The 18,522-nt window shown below is 68.2% G+C and carries 16 protein-coding genes; 7 read left to right on the top strand and 9 right to left on the bottom strand.

The genetic code is table 11. The annotated features are described in order from the left end of the window. Positions 1-45 precede the first annotated feature (45 nt). On the top strand, positions 46-648 hold the full coding sequence (locus ACIA49_RS13015) for a TetR/AcrR family transcriptional regulator (RefSeq protein WP_396377341.1): 603 nt from the start codon (positions 46-48) through the stop codon (positions 646-648). A 66-nt stretch (positions 649-714) separates the two neighbouring features. Here ACIA49_RS13015 and dnaG read toward each other — a convergent pair whose 3' ends face one another. Next, a complete protein-coding gene (dnaG, locus tag ACIA49_RS13010; protein WP_396377340.1) occupies positions 715-2,622 on the bottom strand; it encodes a DNA primase in 1,908 nt (635 codons plus the stop codon). 63 nt (positions 2,623-2,685) lie between these two features. Here dnaG and ACIA49_RS13005 point away from each other — a divergent pair, with 63 nt between their 5' ends. Continuing rightward, positions 2,686-4,269 (top strand): glycoside hydrolase family 99-like domain-containing protein, encoded by a 1,584-nt coding sequence (locus ACIA49_RS13005; RefSeq protein ID WP_396377339.1) that lies wholly within the window; start codon positions 2,686-2,688, stop codon positions 4,267-4,269. Between the two features lie 9 nt (positions 4,270-4,278). Beyond that, positions 4,279-5,109 carry a TolB family protein gene (locus ACIA49_RS13000; RefSeq protein ID WP_396377338.1) on the top strand — a complete coding sequence of 277 codons (831 nt, stop codon included), beginning with the start codon at positions 4,279-4,281 and terminating at the stop codon, positions 5,107-5,109. Between the two features lie 61 nt (positions 5,110-5,170). Here ACIA49_RS13000 and ACIA49_RS12995 read toward each other — a convergent pair whose 3' ends face one another. From ACIA49_RS12995 to ACIA49_RS12980, 4 genes are read right to left on the bottom strand one after another with little or no spacing between them, the layout of a single operon-like run. After that, positions 5,171-6,415, bottom strand: a complete 1,245-nt coding sequence (locus ACIA49_RS12995; RefSeq protein ID WP_396377337.1) for an NAD(P)/FAD-dependent oxidoreductase — start codon at positions 6,413-6,415, stop codon at positions 5,171-5,173. A 10-nt stretch (positions 6,416-6,425) separates the two neighbouring features. Next, a complete protein-coding gene (locus tag ACIA49_RS12990; protein WP_396377336.1) occupies positions 6,426-7,655 on the bottom strand; it encodes a deoxyguanosinetriphosphate triphosphohydrolase in 1,230 nt (409 codons plus the stop codon). Between the two features lie 33 nt (positions 7,656-7,688). Further along, positions 7,689-8,066: a nuclear transport factor 2 family protein gene (locus ACIA49_RS12985; RefSeq protein ID WP_396377335.1), complete on the bottom strand. Its 378-nt coding sequence runs from the start codon at positions 8,064-8,066 to the stop codon at positions 7,689-7,691. Between the two features lie 48 nt (positions 8,067-8,114). Then, positions 8,115-8,720 carry a RibD family protein gene (locus ACIA49_RS12980; protein ID WP_396377334.1) on the bottom strand — a complete coding sequence of 202 codons (606 nt, stop codon included), beginning with the start codon at positions 8,718-8,720 and terminating at the stop codon, positions 8,115-8,117. Between the two features lie 75 nt (positions 8,721-8,795). Here ACIA49_RS12980 and ACIA49_RS12975 point away from each other — a divergent pair, with 75 nt between their 5' ends. Beyond that, positions 8,796-9,347: a winged helix-turn-helix domain-containing protein gene (locus tag ACIA49_RS12975; RefSeq protein WP_396377333.1), complete on the top strand. Its 552-nt coding sequence runs from the start codon at positions 8,796-8,798 to the stop codon at positions 9,345-9,347. Continuing rightward, positions 9,344-10,615 (top strand): MFS transporter, encoded by a 1,272-nt coding sequence (locus tag ACIA49_RS12970; RefSeq protein WP_396377332.1) that lies wholly within the window; start codon positions 9,344-9,346, stop codon positions 10,613-10,615. Before ACIA49_RS12975 ends, ACIA49_RS12970 begins: the two co-directional genes overlap by 4 nt. Here ACIA49_RS12970 and ACIA49_RS12965 read toward each other — a convergent pair. After that, positions 10,549-12,075: a helix-turn-helix domain-containing protein gene (locus tag ACIA49_RS12965; RefSeq protein ID WP_396377331.1), complete on the bottom strand. Its 1,527-nt coding sequence runs from the start codon at positions 12,073-12,075 to the stop codon at positions 10,549-10,551. The two genes, ACIA49_RS12970 and ACIA49_RS12965, sit on opposite strands and share 67 nt — an antisense overlap. Positions 12,076-12,235: 160 nt before the next feature. On the opposite strand from ACIA49_RS12965, the gene ACIA49_RS12960 reads away from it, so the two are divergent. After that, entirely contained in the window at positions 12,236-13,453 is a 1,218-nt protein-coding gene (locus ACIA49_RS12960) for a hypothetical protein (RefSeq protein WP_396377330.1), read from the top strand. Here the strand turns inward: ACIA49_RS12960 and ACIA49_RS12955 are convergent. The 3 genes from ACIA49_RS12955 to ppdK form a co-directional block, all read right to left on the bottom strand. Continuing rightward, positions 13,450-13,734: a YciI family protein gene (locus ACIA49_RS12955; RefSeq protein WP_396377329.1), complete on the bottom strand. Its 285-nt coding sequence runs from the start codon at positions 13,732-13,734 to the stop codon at positions 13,450-13,452. The genes ACIA49_RS12960 and ACIA49_RS12955 overlap by 4 nt on opposite strands. A 161-nt stretch (positions 13,735-13,895) precedes the next feature. Further along, positions 13,896-14,678 carry a class I SAM-dependent methyltransferase gene (locus ACIA49_RS12950; protein WP_396377328.1) on the bottom strand — a complete coding sequence of 261 codons (783 nt, stop codon included), beginning with the start codon at positions 14,676-14,678 and terminating at the stop codon, positions 13,896-13,898. Positions 14,679-14,720: 42 nt separating this feature from the next. Then, complete coding sequence (gene ppdK / locus ACIA49_RS12945; RefSeq protein WP_396377327.1) at positions 14,721-17,375, bottom strand: pyruvate, phosphate dikinase; 2,655 nt, start codon at positions 17,373-17,375, stop codon at positions 14,721-14,723. 287 nt (positions 17,376-17,662) lie between these two features. Between ppdK and ACIA49_RS12940 the strand changes: the two genes are divergently transcribed. Continuing rightward, a complete protein-coding gene (locus ACIA49_RS12940) occupies positions 17,663-18,517 on the top strand; it encodes a cobalamin-binding protein (RefSeq protein ID WP_396377326.1) in 855 nt (284 codons plus the stop codon). Positions 18,518-18,522: the final 5 nt, after the last annotated feature.

Here is an 18,522-nt window from a genome sequence, read left to right as displayed (position 1 = left end):
CATCCATCTGGATGACTAAAGTAGCACACGGGTAGACTCGACGCCATGCGGAGATCACCGGGGCCCGACGAGCGGCAGCGCGACGCCGAGCGGACCAAGCAGCAGTTGCTGGACGCGGCCGTGACCGAGTTCGGCGCGCACGGGTTCAGCGGCGCGCGGGTCAGTGCGATCGCCGACCGGGCCGGGGTCAACAAGCAGCTGATCTCGTACTACTTCGGCGGCAAGGAGGGTCTCTACCAAGCCGTCGCCGACCGCTGGCGAGCCGGCGAACCCACCCTCACCGAGAACGCGGGCACCCTCGGAGAGGTCGTCGGCGCCTACGCCCGCGCCACGATGGAGCAGCCCGACCTGCTCCGCCTCCTGGTGCGCGAAGGCATCGACCGCGACGGCGGAGGTGACGAAGAGGCGCAGTACCAGCGCTTCCAGGGCATGCTCGCCGACTTCGCCCGCCGCAAGTCCGAAGGCGAACTCCCCGACACCGTTGATCCCGCGTACGCCGCCCTCGCCCTGTTCGGCATCTCCGCGGCGCCGGTCGTCTTCCCCCAGATCGCCCGCGCCCTCGGCCTCGACCCGGACAACCCCGACTTCCCCACCCAGTACGCCGACCAGGCCGCCGTACTGGTGTCCCACCTCAGATCGCGCCCGTGATCGCCTTCTCGCGCAGGTCAACCCGGTGAGCCCACAAGGCGACCGGCCCGCCGAACATCACCCGGCTCAGATCGCGCCGGTGATCGCCTTCTTGCGGAGGTCGGCGCGGTAGGCCTCGAGGGCGATCAGCTCGCCGAACATCTTGTTGTAGTCGTCGGCCTTGTCGATCGGGTTGGTGCGCTGCAGCTTCGACTTCAGGTCCATGATCCGCCGCGCGCAGGTCAGCTCCTGCACCCGCGCCACCAGGGCCAGCGCGTACAGCTCGTCGGGCTCGCGGCCCAGCCGCAGCGGGTCGACCGCGAGCGCACCGACCACGGCCGCGGCCGGATCGTTGCCGATGGCATCGCGGACGCCGACCACCCAGGCCTCGCCCGGTGCCGCAGCGGCCGGTCCACCGATCTTCGCCATCCCGGCGCGGACCGCGGCCAGCCACGGATGCGTGAAGTCCTGGTCGTCCAACTCGTCGAAGGCGGCCCCGACCAGGTTCGGGTGCTGCATCGCGATCTTCAGCACGTCCCACTCGATCACGAACCGCTGATCACGCGGCGACGGCAGGTCCTGGCGTGGTGGTGGCGCCGGCGCCTCGGTCGTCGTGGTGACCGGCGTCCGGCCCTGCGGCGTCTGCGCGGGCGTGGCCGGCCGGGACGCGGCGCGGTGCACCTCGGGCCGAACCTGGTCGACCTCCATGCCGAGCAACCCGGCCAGCTCGCGGGTGAACGCGTCCACCTTCGAGCGGTCGCGAATGCTGACCACCAGCTTCGCCGCGTCGCGCAGCGCGTCGATCCGGGTGTCGGCCCGGTCCAGGTCGTACTTCGACAGCACGTTCCCGAGGACGAAGCGGTACAGCGGAACCCGGCGCCCGATCAGCTCACGGACCGCCGCATCACCCTTCTGCAGCCGCACATCACACGGGTCCAGCCCGTCCGGCTCAACGGCTACATAGGTCTGCGCGGCGAACGCCTGGTCCCCGGCGAACGCCTTGAGCGCCGCCCGCTGACCGGCCTCGTCACCGTCGAAGGTGAAGATCACCTCGCCGCGGAACTGGTCGTGGTCGAGTAGCAACTGCCGCAGCACCCGGGCGTGGTCGTCACCGAACGACGTCCCACAGGTCGCAACCGCGGTCTGCACACCGGCCAGGTGACAGGCCATCACGTCGGTATAGCCCTCGACGACCACCGCCTGGTGGCCCTTGGCGATCTCACGGCGGGCGAGATCCACGCCGTACAGGACCTTGGACTTCTTGTAGATCGGGGTCTCGGGGGTGTTCAGGTACTTCGCTTCGATCTTGTCGTCGTCGAAGAGCCGCCGGGCGCCGAAGCCGATCACGTCCGACGACGCGTCCCGGATCGGCCACATCAGGCGGCCGCGGAAGCGGTCGTACAGCCCGCGCTGCCCCTCGGCGGAGACGCCGGCCGCGACCAGCTCGGCGTTGGTGAAGCCGCGTTGGCGCAGGTGGTTGGTCAGCGCCTCACCTCCGCGCGGCGAGAACCCGACCCCGAACATCACCGCGGCATCGCGGTCGAACCCGCGCTTGTCCAGGAACTGCCGGCCCGGCGCCGCCTCGGGCGCACCGAACAGCTGCTCGACGTAGTACTCGGCGGCGACCTTGTGCACCTCGACCAGCCGCGGCCGCTGGTTGCCGGGACCACGCTGGATCGGGGCGCCGGACTCGTCGTACCGGAGCTGGATGCCGACCTTCGAGGCGAGTGTCTCGACCGCCTCGTGGAAGCTGATCTGATCGATCTTCTGGATGAAGTCGATCACGTCGCCGCCCTCTTGGCAGCCGAAGCAGTAGAAGAAGCCGCGGGCCGGGGTGACGTTGAACGACGGCGACTTCTCGTCGTGGAACGGGCACAGCCCCTTCAGCGAGCCGCCCCCGGCGTTCTTCAAGGTCACGTAGGAGCCGACGATCTCGTCGATCCGCGCGCGCTCGCGCACCAGCGCGATGTCCTCGTCCTTGATCCTGCCTGCCACCCCGCGAGTCTACGATCTCCGGCAAGTGCTTCTGCCCGCGGGACGACGATCTGGGGATAACTCGTGCGAAGAAGAATCATCGGGCTGCTCGCGCTGAGCGCGGCCACCGTCGCGGCTCTGCTCACCGCAAGCCCAAGCCAGGCCGCCGACAAGCCGGTCCCGCCGGTGCCCTTCGTCGAGCTCGTCTCCCCCAGCGGCGTCGGCCGCCTCTACACCGCCGACCCCCGCGAGCTCGACGCCGCGACGGCCGCGGGCTACCGCCGCCAGCCCGGTACGACGGGTTTCATCGACCGTACGGCGACCTCCGGCTCGACGCCGTTGTTCCGGCTGAAGCCGTCCGCGACCGCCTCGAAGTGGCTCTTCACCGCGTCCACCCAGGAGCGCGACGCGCTGGTCAAGCAGGGCTGGGTCAGCGAAGGCACGGCCGGATACGTCGCGACGCAGCCCGGCGCCGGCCTGGTCCAGCTCCGCCGCTTCACCAACGGATCCGAGTGGCGGCTCGCGCTCGAACCACGCACCACCGAGCTGCTGAACGCGGGCTACACCCTCGACGGCCCGGTCGGCTATGTCCGCCAGAACTATGTCCGCGCCGGAGCGGTCTACTTCGGCATGTTCCACACCGGCGGTCACCCGACGATCATCCAGCGCACCAAGGAGATCTACGGCCGCGACAACGACTGGTGGGGCGGCGTCCGCGACTTCCACGACGGCACGCACTACGCGACCGACAACTGGCCGGGCGAGGACTGGTCGAACCTCAAGCCCTCCATCGGGTACTACGACGACTCGCAGCCGGCGACGCTGGAGAAGCAGATCACCCAGGCGACCTCGGCCGGGCTGAGCTTCTTCAACTTCTACTACTACTGGGACAACACCAAGCAGCGCCAGGACCTCACCGACAAGGCGCTGGATGCGTTTCTGCAGGCCGGTAACAAGGACAGCATCGACTTCGCCGTCGGCGTCTGCGCCCACCCGTACGCACCGCTCAACATCCCGACCACCCAGTACGACGCGGTCGCGACCAGCGTGGCGCGGTACCTGCAGCAGGACAACACGCTGCGCACGAACGACGGCCGGAAGATCCTGAACATCTGCGACGCCCGTGGACTCGGCGACGGCAGCAACACGCAGGTCAAGCAGTTCATCGACGCGGTCCGAGCGAAGTCCGGTCAGGACCTGTACGTGATGATCAACCAAGCCGGATTCGACCCCAAGCAGGTCACGAACGCCGGCGCCAACTCGCCGTACTGCACGACCGACGGACCGAGTATCGAGGCGCGCTCGTACGCGACGTACCTGCGGGATCAGCGCAAGTTCTACAACCAGGCGCCGACCGGAGCGTACGGCCGGTGCGTGCTGTCCGACTTCGACGAGCGGCCGCGGTACCCGATCGAGAACACCGACGTGAGCAAGATCCGCTGGATGCCCGACCAGTCCTTCGACGGCTTCCGCCAAGCGGTCCGCAACGCCACCGCCGACATGGCCGCCTCCACTCGCCCGTCCACAGTCGACAACTACCTCTTCCTCTACGCGTGGAACGAGTGGCACGAGGGCGGCATCATCGAGCCGAACGAACGCGACGGTTGCCGCTACCTCGACATCCTGCAGGCTGAACTAGCCCTCCAGGCCCCGGGCTGCACCAGCTAAGTTGGCTGCGTGCCCCGAACCCTGCGCCCCGGCCAACGTTCCGAGCTGTACGTCGTCGACCTCCGCACCGGTGAGCACCGCTTGGTGTTCACCTCGGACGAGGTGCTCTTCGAGGCACCCAACTGGACCCCCGACGGCGACCTGATCGTCAACGGCAACGGCAAGCTGTTCCGCGTCTCCGACGGACTGATCGAGATCGAGCTCGGCGGCGTACCGGACATCAACAACGACCACGTCGTCAGCCCCGACGGCACCACCGTCTACGTCTCCGCCGACGACGGCCACCTGTACGCCGTACCGCTCGCCGGCGGGCCTGGTCGTCGCGTCACGAACGATCGCGGCCCCGGCTTCCACCACTACCTGCACGGCGTTTCACCCGACGGTGCGACGCTGGCGTACATCGGCCTCGAGCCCGGGATCACCAACGTGTGGACGATCCCGGTCACCGGTGGGACCGACGTACAGATCACGAACGACGAGCACGCCGACGACGGTTCGGAGTACGGACCGGACGGCCAGTGGATCTACATCAACTCCGAGCGCGCCGGTCACGCCCAGCTCTTCCGAATCCGCGACGGCGAGATCGAGCAGCTGACCGACGACGAGCGCGTGAACTGGTTCCCGCACCCAGCCCCCGACGGCTCGTCGATCGCCTACGTCAGCTTCCCACCCGGCACCGAGGGCCACCCCGCCGACATCGACGACGTCCGCATCCGCCTCCTCACCGACGAAGGCATCCGCGACCTCACCACCCTCTTCGGCGGCCAAGGCACCATGAACGTCCCCAGCTGGTCCCCCGACAGCACCGCCTTCGCCTACGTCGCCTACCCCCTCCCCTAACGTCCGAAGCATCCGCGTACACAGTCGGCGTGTTTTCGGACGCTAGCGAGGTTCGAGCGCCCTAGACGTCGGTGAGCGGGATTGATGCGTCGGCTAGCTTGGCGGGGTCTACTGGGTTGCCGGACTTGATGAGGTCTCGGATGGCGCCGACGCCGTCGTCCCACATGTTCACGTGCATGCCGGCGAGGACGTGGTTGTCGTCGTCCAGCCAGAACGCGAAGTAGGCGCCGGACGTGGGGTCGCCGCGGAGGACGACCTGGTACGACGTGCCGTGGGGGATGTCGCCGACGTACTCCATGCCGAGGTCGAACTGGTCGGTGAAGAAGTATGGGATCGCGTCGTGGGAGACGTCCTGGCCGAGCATCGCCTTGGCGGCGTCCGCGCCGGTGTCCTTCGCGTTCTGCCAGTGCTCGACGCGGACCGGACGACCGAAGAGCGGGTGATCCCACCGTACGACGTCACCGGCCGCGTACACGTCGTCGGCGGAGGTCTTCAGGTCGGCGCCGGTGACGATGCCCGAGCCGGCCTCGCGAGTGGCGACCTCGATCCCGGCGTCCGAGGCGAGCTCCGAGTTCGGCTGCACGCCGACGCCGACCACGACGAGATCAGCCGGCAGCACCTCGTCGCCGGAGATGCGCACGCCGGTCACCTTGTCGGTGCCCTCGAAACCCTCGACGGTCGTGTTGAAGCGGAACACCACTCCGTGCTGACGGTGGAACTCGGCGTACAGCTCGCCGACCTGCTCACCCATGACCGAGGCCAGCGCGGTCGACTGCGGCTCGACCACGGTCACCTCGCAGCCGCGTTCCTTGGCGGCCGAAGCGGCCTCCAGTCCGATCCAGCCGGCGCCGACCACGACCACGCGCGGCTTGGCGGCGTACGCCTCGGTCAGCGCCTGCGACTCGGCCGCGGTCCGCAGATAGTGCACCCCAGGCAGGTCACCGCCCGGTACGTCGAGGCGCCGGACCCTGCTCCCGGTCGCGATCAGCAGCTTCGCGTAGGACTGCGTCGAACCGTCTTCCAGCGTGACCGTGTGCGCCGCGCTGTCGATCGCGGTCACGGTCGTCCCGAGCCGGAGCTCGACGGTGTTGTCGTCGTACCACTGCTGGTCATGCAGCTGCGCGGACTCCGGCCCCTTCTTGGCGAGCAGGACGTCCTTGGACAGCGGAGGCCGCTCGTACGGCAGTTCGGTCTCACTGCCGATCAGCACGATCCCGCCGGTCCAGCCCTCCTCTCGCAGGGTCTTGGCCGCGGTTGCTCCCGCGAGGCTCGCACCAACGATGACGATGGGCTCTGCAGCAGTCATGCCACCGACCTTAGCCCTGCGTCACGAACTCCGCGTGCCAGGCCAGGGCCGACGGGTCGGTGAGCGACGCGACCTGGTCGACGATCACGCGCAGACGTGCGTTGTCGTCCGGCGCTTCGTGCCAATCCGCTCGCAGCGCAGGGTCGAGATGGGTGGGCCCGGTCTTCCACAAGGCGTCGGCGAGCTCGGTGAGCAGCTCGCGCTGGATGGCTCGGCGGGCCTGCCGCTCGGGTGAGTTCAGCACGTGGAACATGCCGACCCCCTTGAGCAGCCCGATCTCCACCCGAACCCCATCCGGTACGACGAGATCCGCCTCGTACCGAATCAGCCGGGACCGCCCGAAGACCGCATGCGTCGCCTGCTCGGCCGACGTCACGAACCGGCCGATCAACTGACTGGTCAGATCCTTCAACCCACCCAGCGCCCGCCGGCTGTCGTCGAACGCGCCACCCGGCCAGTAGTGCAGCCCGGTCAGCCGTCGCCAGCCCTCGTCCAGCTCGGCATCGGTTGCCTCCGGCAAGTACATCTGCCGGACGGTCTCCCAGTACGGCGCTCGGTCCGCGTCGACCGCGGCCAGGTCGATGTGGTGCGCGACGATCCCGTCCTCGACGTCGTGCACCGAGTAGGCGACGTCGTCGGCGAAGTCCATCACCTGCGCCTCGAGACACTGCCGTTCACCGACGCCCTGCCGCAACCACTCGAAGACGGCGAGATCGTCGTCGTACACCCCGAACTTGCGCACGCCCGCGCGGCGGGGCCACGGGTACTTGGTGGACGCGTCGAGCGTTGCCCGGCTCAGGTTCAGTCCGACACTGCGTCCTGCGGAGAACGTCTTCGACTCGAGCCGGGTCAGCAACCGCAGCGTCTGCGCGTTCCCCTCGAAGCCACCGATGTCGGCGGCCAGCGTGTCCAGCGCCCGCTCACCGTTGTGCCCGAACGGCGGATGCCCGAGGTCGTGCGCCAGGCAGGCCGCGTCCACGATGTCGGGATCACAGCCCAGCGTCGACGCCAACTCACGGCCGATCTGCGCGACCTCGAGACTGTGCGTCAGCCGGTTCCGGACGAAGTCGTCACTGCCGGCGGTGGCGACCTGGGTCTTGGCCGCCAACCGCCGCAGCGCGGCACTGTGCAGCACCCGGGCACGGTCGCGCGCGAACGCCGTCCGGCCCGGCCGCTTCACCGGTTCCGCGACCCACCGCTCGGCGTCGTGCTCGTCATACCACTCGTGCTGCTTCCTCATCACCGCTCACAGTAACGGCGGCCACCGACAGTTCTAGCCCCAACCGCCCTGCACCATCGACTGGAACTTCCAGTCCCCACCCACCTTCACGAGCAGGTCGCCGTACCGGACCGGTTGGGTGTTGCCGTCGTAGGTCATCGTGCCGTCGGTGATCACGAAGACCAGGTCGTCGGACAGGAAGTGCGGCGTCCGCGTCGTCTCGAAGGTGACGTCACCACCGCCGCCCATCACCTGTTCCATCTGCGCCAGGTACGCCGCCCGGTCGAGCTGCGTCGCGCTCCCGTTCCCCTTGCCGTCGTCGGTCACCTCATTCAGCGGGAACAGCGCCAGGTCCGCCATCCCCTCGTAGTCGCACGCCGCCGCCAACGCGTCGTACCGCTCGAACCACTCCCGCACACTCGCCTCGGACAAGCCGGAACTCCCCTCTCGAAGAAACTTCGTACAGTGTACCCAGTTCGATCAAGAGGTAACGCAGTACCGCGACCAGACCACCCCGCCCTTGAACACCTCGGTGCCTGCATGCTCCAGCCGGACCCCTGTCGTGCCGCACCAGGGAGCGCCCGCACCGACGATCACGGGATGCACGAGAAGCGCCAACTCGTCGACCAATCCAAGCTCCAGCAGTACGGCGATCAGCGCGCCACCGGACTCGACCCGAACCACCCGCGCACCGCGCTCCCCCAGCACGTCGAGCACCTCGTCGAAGTCCACCTGCTCATACCCCGTAACGAGTTCGCGAGTGGTCGCGTCGGGCGGTCGGGCCGGCGTCTGATCGGCGTACAGGGCAAGCACGTCGGACCAATGACCGAGCGCCCGCAACGCATCCCACTCCCGCACGCGCGCCCGGCTGTCCACCACTGCCAGCAGCGGCCCAGCCTCACGCGACCCAACACACTCAGCAGCCCGTACGACGCTCTCCTGCGCCAGCACGGTGTCCGCACCAACCAGCGTGACGTCCTCCTGCCAGAGCGTCGCCATCGCGTAGTACCGGGCGAAGTCCGCGTCGAATCCGGCGGTCCGCCCGTCCAGCGAGACCGCCACCTGAGCCACCACATGAGGCCGCATACCCCGAACGCTAGAGCTCACCACCGACAGTTCCGAGGATTGCAGAGAACTCTCTGCAAAGGTTACTCTGCAATCATGCGACGCATCGACGCCAAGAGCCTGCGCGGACTCGCCCATCCCTTGCGGATGGACATCCTCGACGCGATCGAGGTGGACGGACCGGCCACCTCGACCACGCTCGCCGCCCGGCTGGGCGAGAGCACCGGCACGATCAGCTGGCATCTGCGCCTGCTCGCCGAGCACGGCTACCTCGAGGAGGACACCGCCCGCGGCAACAAGCGCGAACGCTGGTGGCGCGTCCCCAAGGGCACCACCACCCTCGACCCGGCCGAGTTCAGCGCCGACCCCGAGACCAAAGGCGCGCTCCGCGTCTACCTGAGCCACCTGGCCGAGACCTACCACCGGCACGTCCGCAAGTACCTCGACGAGGACTGGTCAGCCGAGTGGCAGACCGCCGCATCGCTCTCCGCCTGGCGCAACCTGCAACTCACACCGGCGCAGCTCCAGAACCTCAACGACGAGCTCAGCGACGTCATCAACCGCTACCGGGAGCTGGAGCCGGCTCCCGACGCCGAACGCGTCCTGATCCAGTTCCAGTCCTTCCCTCAACGCCCGGAGAAGCCATGAGCCTGCTGCGCACTCACCGCGACTTCCGCCTGTTCTGGACCGGCGAGACGATCAACCGCTTCGGTACGGCGATCTCGGGCGTGGCGATCCCGTTGATCGCGATCTCGGAGCTGGAGGCGAGCACGTTCGAGGTCGGCGTACTGACCGCGGCAGCCTGGGCACCGTGGCTGCTGATCGGGTTGCCGGTCGGCGCCTGGATCGACCGCCGCCACCGCCGCCCGCTCATGATCGGTACGTCGGTCATCTCGCTCATGTTGTTGGCCGCCGTACCGGTCGCGTCCTCCGCCGGCCTACTGTCGGTGCAGTTGCTACTCACGGTCGCGCTGCTGACCGGCGCATCCAGCGTCGTCTTCCAGACCGCCTACGGGGCTTACCTCCCGACGCTGCTCGACCCCGCCGATCACGCGGAAGGCAATGCGAAGCTGCAGGGCAGCGCGTCCGCAGCGCAGATCGTCGGTCTGGGATGCGGCGGTCTGATCGTTCAGTTCGCCGGCGCGACCAACGCCCTGTACGTCGACGCGGCGACCTTCGCACTCGCCGCTCTCTGCCTGACCGCGATCCGATTCCGCGAACACCATCCGACCACCGCTCGACAGCCCGGGGCGATTCGCGAGGGGATCCGCCTGGTCGCGCACGATGTCTGGCTGCGAACCCTCACGCTCTTCGGCGCGATCTCGAACCTGGCCCTGATGGGCTACCAGGCGATCGTCGTGGTCTTCCTGGTCCGCACGGTCGGCCTGACCCCCGGCACCGTCGGCGTACTGATCGCGGCTGCGGCAAGCGGTGGAGTCGTCGGCGCCTTCGTCGGCCGCCGCCTGGCCGCCCGCTTCGGTGACGCGCGGGCGCTACTGCTCTGCGAGCTCGGCCTGCCGACGCTCGCCCTGCTCATCCCGCTTGCCCAGCTCAGCCCCGCGCTCTACGTGATCGGCGGCTTCGGCGTCGGCGCGGGTGTCGTCGGCGGCAACGTGGTCAAGTCGACCTTCCTGCAGGCCTACTGCCCGCCCGACCTGCGCGGCCGGCTGAGCGCGACGGCGTCGTTCGTGAACTACGGAACGATCCCGCTCGGCGCGCTCCTGGGCGGCAGCCTCGCCTCCTGGCTCGGCATCGAGGCAGCGCTCTGGATCACCACGGCCGGGGTCCCGCTGGCCGCATCGGTGCTCTACTTCTCACCGATCCGGCACCGGCGGGACCTACCGACCGATCAGATGTCGCGGAACGTCTCGATCTGCGCGCCCAGCGAGTTGAGCCGGGTCGCGAGCTCCTCGTAGCCGCGGTTGATCACGTAGACGCTGCGCATCACCGACGTGCCCTTGGCCGCCATCATCGCGATCAGCGTGACGACTGCCGGCCGCAGCGCCGGCGGACACATGATCTCGGCGCCGGAGAAGTGAGTCGGGCCCTCGACCATCACCCGGTGCGGGTCGAGCAGCTTGACCCGGCCACCGAGCTTGTTCAGGTCGGTCAGGTAGATCGCGCGGTTCTCGTAGACCCAGTCGTGGATCAGCGTCTGACCGGTCGCCGTCGCCGCGATGACCGCGAAGAACGGCAGGTTGTCGATGTTCAGGCCCGGGAACGGCATCGGGTGGATCTTGTCGATCGGTGCGTGCAGCTGTGACGGCCGGGTGGTCAGGTCGACCAGCCGGGTCCGGCCGTTCTCGGCCAGGTACTCGTCGGTGCGGCTGTAGTCCAGCCCCATCTCCTCGAGCAGCGCGAGCTCGATCTCGAGGAACTCGATCGGCGCCCGCCGGATCGTCACCTCCGAGCCGGTCACGATCGCCGCGGTGAGCAGGCTCATCGCCTCGATCGGATCCTCGGACGGCGCGTAGTCGACGTCCACGTCGATGTTGGCCTTGCCGTGCACGGTCAGCGTGGTGGAGCCGACGCCGTCGACCTGGACGCCGAGCAGCTCGAGGTAGAAGCAGAGGTCCTGGACCATGTAGTTCGAGCTCGCGTTCCGGATCACGGTGACGCCGTCGATCCGGGCCGCCGCCATCAGCGCGTTCTCGGTGACGGTGTCGCCACGTTCGGTCAGCACGATCGGCTTGGCCGGCGTGACCGCCCGGTTCACGATCGCGTGGTACTCACCGGCGGTCGCCTTGACCTCGAGGCCGAACGGCCGCAGCGCGGTCATGTGCGGTTCGACGGTCCGCGTGCCGAGGTCGCAACCACCGGCGTACGGGAGCTGGAAGGTGTCCTCGCGGTGCAGCAGCGGGCCGAGGAACATGATGATCGAGCGGGTACGGCGTGCCGCTTCCGCATCCATCGCCCCGAGGTCGAGATGGGCCGGCGGCACGATCTCCAGGTCACCGGCGTCGTTCAGCCAGGTGGTCTTCACACCGATCGAGTTCAGTACCTCGAGGAGCCGGTTGACCTCCTCGATCCGGGCCACCTTGCGCAGCGTGGTGCGTCCCTTGTTGAGCAGACTCGCGCACAAAAGTGCGACCCCGGCGTTCTTGGACGACTTGACGTCGATCGATCCCGACAATCTGCGGCCACCGACGACACGGAGGTGGACCGGACCGCCACCGAGAGAGACAATTTCGGAGTCGAGGGCCTCGCCGATCCGGGCGAGCATCTCGAGGGTGAGGTTCTGATGACCCTTTTCGATCCTGTTCACCGCGCTCTGGCTGGTGTTCAGTACTTCCGCGAGCTGCGACTGGGTCCAGCCGCGGTGCTTGCGGGCGTCCCGGATGAGATTGCCGATCCGGCTCAGGTAGTCATCAGTCATGCGCCGGACCATATCTCACATGTGAGATACCCCTTCACCGACCCGCCGTGGCCAGGGTAGCCAATGTCACTCGACAGCAGCTCGCCGCCCCCGCGCCCGCGCTGGCACTCGCGCCGCCTACACTTGCCCAACTCCCGCCGCCACTGGAGAGGACCAGCACATGCATGACGACACCTCCGCGGTGGTGAACGAATTCGAGGCGGAGGCCTGGCCGCTGGATGCGGCGGCCGACAGTCTGCACCAGGTCATCGACGGTTTTCAGGACGGCGACACCCGGCCGCTGGTGATCGGCGACGGCGACCAGCCGGTGCTGGTCGTGCTCGCGATCGCCGACCTCGCCGACTTCCGCTCCCGGATCGCCGAGCTGCTCGGCAACCCGGTGGACGCGGGCTGGCTGCGCTACTACCTGCGCTCGAACTTCGACATGAGCTCGGAGCGGCTTATCGAGCTGCTCGGCGTCGACTCCGACCACGGCCTGTCGTCCCTTGCCAGCCAGGTCAACGTCGAGCAGGCCGCGGTCCTGATGCCGGACCATCTGCGCCGTACCGAGGCCGGCGGGAACCCGCTGATGCTGATCGGCGACGGGATGATGGCGACCGCGGCGCTGCTCGCGTTCCCGGCGTTCCAGGTGCTGCTCGCGATGGACGGCGGCACCACGGTCGAGGACGACTCCTGCGCGCACGACGACGAGGAGAGGCCGACCACCCCGCTCGAGGTGCTGGCCGAGCGGCTCGGCCCGATCTCGACCCAGCTCGTCGCGCAGATCAACGCCGGCCGCGAGCCCGGCCTGCCGAAGTACGAACTGCACTTCGAGGACGACCTGATCGACCACCTGCGCACCCTGGAGGGGATGGCGCAGAAGTCGCCCAGCAGTGACGCGTACGACGAGCTGAACGGACTACTGCACCAGTTCGACGAGATGCGCAGCGGCCAGGCCGAGGTCGAGGAAGACGACGAGCTGGACGAAGCGCCGTACCTGGAAGCACCAGACCTGCCGGCCGCACTACCGGAGCTGCGCGACAACTTCCGCAGCGGCGTCGAGGACCCCTACCTGATCGGGTACGACGGACGCCCGCTGGCCGGCCTGATCACCTTCGACCTGTACGAGGAGCTGCAGCAGGTCTCGGTCGACCTCGACGGCACCGACGAGGCTCCCGTGCTCCCGCTCCCCCAGCCGCGCTGGGAGAACGGGCCCGAGGTGCTGATCTTCGAGGCCGCGGTCGCGGCCTGCGAGGCGGTTCTGCAAGACATCGCGAACGGCGACGCCTCGATGATCTTCATCGGTGACGAGGACGGCGATCCGGAGCTCGTCCTCGCCCCGCTGGTCTGGCTCTGGGCCTACGTCGACCACCTGAACCTGGAAGGCGCTGAGGTCTAGGCCTCAGGGAATCCGTGCACCGGCTGCCACTCGGTCAGGAGTGCCAGCTGGTAGACGTCGGCCGGGGTGTAGGGGTCCTTGGCGAGGATGTCGCGCAGCTCTGCCTCGTCGGCGACGTTGTACACCAGGAGTGCGCCGGTCTGGTCGGTGAAGGGTCCGGCGGCTACCAACTTGCCGGCTTGTTTGAGCTCGTCCAGGTACTCCCGATGGGCCGGACGAACCGCCAGCCGCTCATCGGTCTCGGCGAGGTCGAACTGCAGCTGCACCACGAAGAAGGCCATACCCCAAACCCTACATCGAGGGTGCGGTACGGCCTTGTCCACAACAAGTTTTGGTGCGGGAGAGGGAGCCACGAGCCGCCACAGCGGCTGGTTCGAGTCAGACCCGAAAGTCGACGGTGCACTCCCTTCCCGCCCGGCTATTTTCACCACCTGGAGACCCGCTACGCAAGGGGTTGGTTAAGAGAAACTGCAGCAGAAAGTTGAGTGAGGTAACGCTTCGTGACCGCGCCACCGTTTGCCCTGATGAGAGCGCGGACACAGCCGTACAGTCGGTCACGCCGCTGTGCTGTCAAGGCCCGGTGCCCCGAATACGACGCCAGAAGTTCGAGGTACTCGTCGGCCGAGTAGACCACTTCCCATCCGTACCGCCGGAACGTCACCGGCCCGAACAGACCCGATGCGTCGATCTCCGTCGAGTCCTCCGGTACGGCGCTCTCCGCCGGCAACCCGCCCTTCTCCGGATCGTCGGTGAACCGGTCGTAGCAGTCCTGCACATCGCCGAAGAACTGTTCACTCCCGCCGGCCACGTGATGCGTCGACACCACCGCCAGCACGCCACCCGGCCGCAGTACCTGAGCACACCGCCGTACCCGCGTCTCCGGGTCGAGCCAGTGGAACGCGGTCGCCGACAGGACGAGATCGAACGTCGGCTCCGGCAGCTCCCACGTGTCGAAGTCCGCGACGGTGATCTCGGCCGCCGGCAAGTTCCGCTGGGCCACGGCCGCTAGCTCCGCCCCCAGCTCGACCGCACGCACCGACCACCCGCGCTCGATCATCGGCCGAGTGGCCTGACCGGTCCCGGGCCCGATCTCCAGCACCCTCGGCTTGGCGACGGTCAACAGTTCGCCGAGCTCGTCGTACAGGCTCGGCGGATAGTGCGGACGCACGCGGTCGTACAGCTCGGCGTCCTCGGTGAAGGTCAGGCGCAGCGTCTCGCGGCTCATCCCCGCACCGTAGTACGGGGATGAACCGCGGTCAGCCGAGTTTCAGTCGAGCGCCGCGCGGCCCGCTTCGAGGCGAGCGATCGGGATCCGGAAGGGCGAGCAGGAGACGTAGTCCAGGCCGGCCTCGTGGAAGAAGTGGACGCTGTCGGGGTCGCCGCCGTGCTCGCCGCAGATGCCGAGTTTGAGATCGGGCTTGGTGGCGCGGCCGCGATCGACACCCGTCCGGACGAGGGCGCCGACACCCTCGACGTCGATCGACTCGAACGGCGAGACCGCGAAGATGCCCTTCTCCAGGTAGCGCGAGAAGAACGAGCCCTCGACGTCGTCGCGGCTGAAGCCCCAGGTGGTCTGGGTCAGGTCGTTGGTACCGAACGAGAAGAAGTCGGCCGCCTCGGCGATCTGGTCCGCGATCACCGCGGCGCGCGGCAGCTCGATCATCGTGCCGATCGGGATGCTCCACTCGACGCCGACCTCGGCCAGCACCTTGGTCACCTCGTCGCGCGCCAGGTGCAGCTCCTGGACGGCGCCGACCAGCGGGATCATGATCTCGGGCTGCGGGTCCTTGCCTTGGCGCTTCAACTCGACCGCCGCACTCGCGATCGCGCGCACCTGCATCGCGAACAGGCCCGGGATGACCAGACCGAGCCGCACACCGCGCAGGCCGAGCATCGGGTTCTGTTCGTGCAACCGCTGGACCGCGGCGAGCAGCGTCGCGTCGCGACCGGGGTCCTGACCGCGCTCGTTCGCGAGGGCGACCTTGACCGCGAGGTCCTCCATCGACGGCAGGAACTCGTGCAGCGGCGGGTCGATCAGCCGGATCGTCACCGGCAGACCGTCCATCGCGCCCAGCAGCTCGAGGAAGTCGCCGCGCTGCAGCGGCTCCAGCTCGGCCAGGGCGGCTTCACGCTCGGCGTCGTCATCGGCGAGGATCAGCCGCTCGACCGCCTCGCGTCGCTCACCGAGGAACATGTGCTCGGTCCGGCACAGCCCGATCCCCTCGGCACCGAACCGCCGGGCCCGGGCCGCGTCGTCTGCGGTGTCCGCGTTGGTGCGGACACCAAGACGCCGTACCTCATCTGCGTGCGTGATCAGGCGGTGGACCGAGGCGACCAGTTCGTCGCCGGCCTCGGCGTCCAGCGAACCCTCGAAGTACTGGACGACCGGCGACGCGACCACCGGCACCTCACCGGCGAAGACCTCGCCGGTGGTGCCGTCGATCGAGATCGTCGCGTCGGCGTCGAGCACCTTGCCGTTGACCGAAATGGTGCCCTCGGCAACGTTCACCTCGAGCTCCTCGGCTCCGCAGACACAGGTCTTGCCCATCCCGCGCGCTACCACGGCCGCGTGTGACGTCTTGCCGCCGCGGCTGGTCAGGATGCCCTGCGCCGCGATCATGCCGTGCAGGTCGTCCGGGTTCGTCTCGCGGCGGACCAGGATGACCTTCTCGCCCTTCTCGGCCGCCGCCACCGCAGCGGCCGAGGTCAGCACGACCCTGCCCGAGGCCGCACCCGGCGATGCACCGATCGCCTTGGTGAGCAGCTCCGTGTCCGCGTCCGCGTCGAACCGCGGGAACATCAGCTGCGCGAGCTGCGCACCCTTGACCCGCTTCAGCGCCTCGTCGGTGTCGATGACACCTTCGTCGATCAGGCTGGTCGCGATCCGGAACGCAGCCGCCGCGGTGCGCTTGCCGACCCGAGTCTGCAGCATCCACAGCTTGCCGCGCTCGACCGTGAACTCGATGTCACACAGGTCGCGGTAGTGCCCCTCGAGCTTGGCCATGATCGCCAGCAGCTCGTCGTACGACGTCTTGTCGATCTGCTCGAGATCAGCCAGCGGAACCGTGTTGCGGATGCCGGCCACGACGTCCTCGCCCTGCGCGTTCTGCAGGTAGTCGCCGTACACACCGGGCTGGCCGGTGGAGGGGTCGCGGGTGAAGCAGACACCCGTTCCCGAGTCCATGCCGAGGTTGCCGAAGACCATCGAGCAGATGTTGACCGCCGTACCGAGGTCGGTGGCGATCCGCTCCTGCCGGCGGTAGAGGATCGCGCGCTCCGAGTTCCACGAGCCGAAGACGGCCTCGATCGCGAGGTCCATCTGGGTCCGCGGGTCCTGCGGGAACTCGCGGCCGGTGTGGTCGAGCACCGCCTGCTTGAAGGTCTCGACGATCGCCTTCAGGTCGTCGGCGTCGAGGTCCAGGTCGTTGCGGGTGCCCTTGGCCTGCTTGGCCGCCTCGATCGCGTCATCGAAGACATCGCCCTCCATGCCGAGCACGGTCTTGCCGAACATCTGGATCAACCGGCGGTAGGCGTCCCACGCGAAGCGGGGGTTACCCGACTGGTGCGCGAGACCGTTGACCGAGTCGTCGTTCAGGCCGACGTTCAGGACCGTCTCCATCATGCCCGGCATCGAGACCGCGGCACCGGAGCGAACCGAGACCAGCAGCGGGTCGTCGGCCTGGCCGAGCTTCTTGCCCATCTTCTGCTGCAGTACGTCGACGTGGTGGTCGATCTCGTCGGCCAGTTCCGGCGGGACCGAGCCGGTGCTCAGGTACGCCTTGCACGCCTCGGTGCTGATCGTGAATCCGGGCGGCACCGGCAGACCGAGGTTCGTCATCTCGGCGAGGTTCGCACCCTTGCCGCCGAGGAGCTCCTTCATGGTCTTGTTGCCTTCGGCGAAGTCGTAGACGAGTTTCGGCACGTTCACTCCCTGGGGTGCGGGTGATGCTGCTCAGACGCGGTGCGGTGGCCCGCTGGCCCCTCGACTTCACTGGCGTGGGCGTTCCTTCAGAGTAAGCCAGAAAACCAGTCCAGTTGAACACTGGTCTCACAATGCTGACGTGACGCTGCCCACAGACCTCCGGACGGAAAGCCCTTACCTGCTTGACAACGCAGGACAATCGGCCTGTTCAACGATGAATCGCAGCCCACAGGTGTCGATGACGTTTCCGCGGGGTACCTGCCACGTTTCCAGCTACAGTCGGCCGCGTGCGCATCGTCTCGCTGCTCCCGTCCGCGACCGAGATCTGCTTCGCGCTGGGTGCCGGTGACGAAGTAGTCGGCGTCACCTTCGAGTGCGACCACCCCGCCGCGGCCCGTACCCGCCGCATCGTCTCCACCTCGGCATTGCCGGACGGCCTCACTCCGGGCGAGATCGACGCTGTCGTCCGCGCCCGCGTTGCCGCCGGCGAAGACCTCTACAAGTTGGACGCCGGCGCCCTCCGCGACCTCAACCCGACCCACGTCATCACCCAAGACCTCTGCGCGGTCTGCGCCCTCGACGTCGCCGATGTCGAGTCCGCGCTGGACTACCTGGGCTGCACAGCCGAGGTAGTCACGACGAATCCCCACACCCTGTACGACGTCCTCACCTCCATCGAGCAGATCGCCAAAGCACTCGACCGAGACCCCACTCCCCTCCTGAACGACCTCCGCGATCGTCTCCAGAACCTCGCGAAGCGCGAACCCACCGGTCGGCGCGTGGGGTTGCTGGAGTGGACGGATCCGCCTTATACACCTGGGCATTGGCTACCCGAGCAGGTGGAGCTGGCGGGCGGAGTCAACGTCCTCGGTACGGCGGGAGCGCGGTCGCACCCCGTGGAGTGGTCAGCGCTGGCCGGCGCCGAGGTGGTTGTGGTGGCACCCTGCGGGTTCGACGTACAAGCGTCGTACGAGCTGGCCAAGGAACTCGATCAGCTGCCGCCGGACGCCGAGGTGTGGGCCGTCGACTCCAACAGCTACTTCGCCCGCCCCGGCCCCCGACTCGTCGACGGCATCGAACTGCTAGCCGACATCCTCGCCGGCCACACCCCCAAACCCACCCAAGCCCGCCGCCTGCGCTGATCGCC

Origin of the sequence: Kribbella sp. NPDC051587 (genome assembly GCF_044453945.1) — a bacterium.
Taxonomy (GTDB): Bacteria; Actinomycetota; Actinomycetes; order Propionibacteriales; family Kribbellaceae; genus Kribbella.
Note: the sequence above shows the minus strand (reverse complement) of the source record. Positions and strands in the feature narration are given on the sequence as shown.

Bases quoted from the DNA above. Each gene is read 5' to 3' on its own strand.
- ACIA49_RS13015 (WP_396377341.1), top strand. From the start codon at position 46: ATGCGGAGATCACCGGGGCCCGACGAGCGGCAGCGCGACGCCGAGCGG.
- ACIA49_RS12995 (WP_396377337.1), bottom strand. From the start codon at position 6,415: ATGACTGCTGCAGAGCCCATCGTCATCGTTGGTGCGAGCCTCGCGGGA.
- ACIA49_RS12990 (WP_396377336.1), bottom strand. From the start codon at position 7,655: ATGAGGAAGCAGCACGAGTGGTATGACGAGCACGACGCCGAGCGGTGG.
- ACIA49_RS12980 (WP_396377334.1), bottom strand. From the start codon at position 8,720: ATGCGGCCTCATGTGGTGGCTCAGGTGGCGGTCTCGCTGGACGGGCGG.
- ACIA49_RS12975 (WP_396377333.1), top strand. From the start codon at position 8,796: ATGCGACGCATCGACGCCAAGAGCCTGCGCGGACTCGCCCATCCCTTG.
- ACIA49_RS12970 (WP_396377332.1), top strand. From the start codon at position 9,344: ATGAGCCTGCTGCGCACTCACCGCGACTTCCGCCTGTTCTGGACCGGC.
- ACIA49_RS12965 (WP_396377331.1), bottom strand. From the start codon at position 12,075: ATGACTGATGACTACCTGAGCCGGATCGGCAATCTCATCCGGGACGCC.
- ACIA49_RS12960 (WP_396377330.1), top strand. From the start codon at position 12,236: ATGCATGACGACACCTCCGCGGTGGTGAACGAATTCGAGGCGGAGGCC.
- ACIA49_RS12955 (WP_396377329.1), bottom strand. From the start codon at position 13,734: ATGGCCTTCTTCGTGGTGCAGCTGCAGTTCGACCTCGCCGAGACCGAT.
- ACIA49_RS12950 (WP_396377328.1), bottom strand. From the start codon at position 14,678: ATGAGCCGCGAGACGCTGCGCCTGACCTTCACCGAGGACGCCGAGCTG.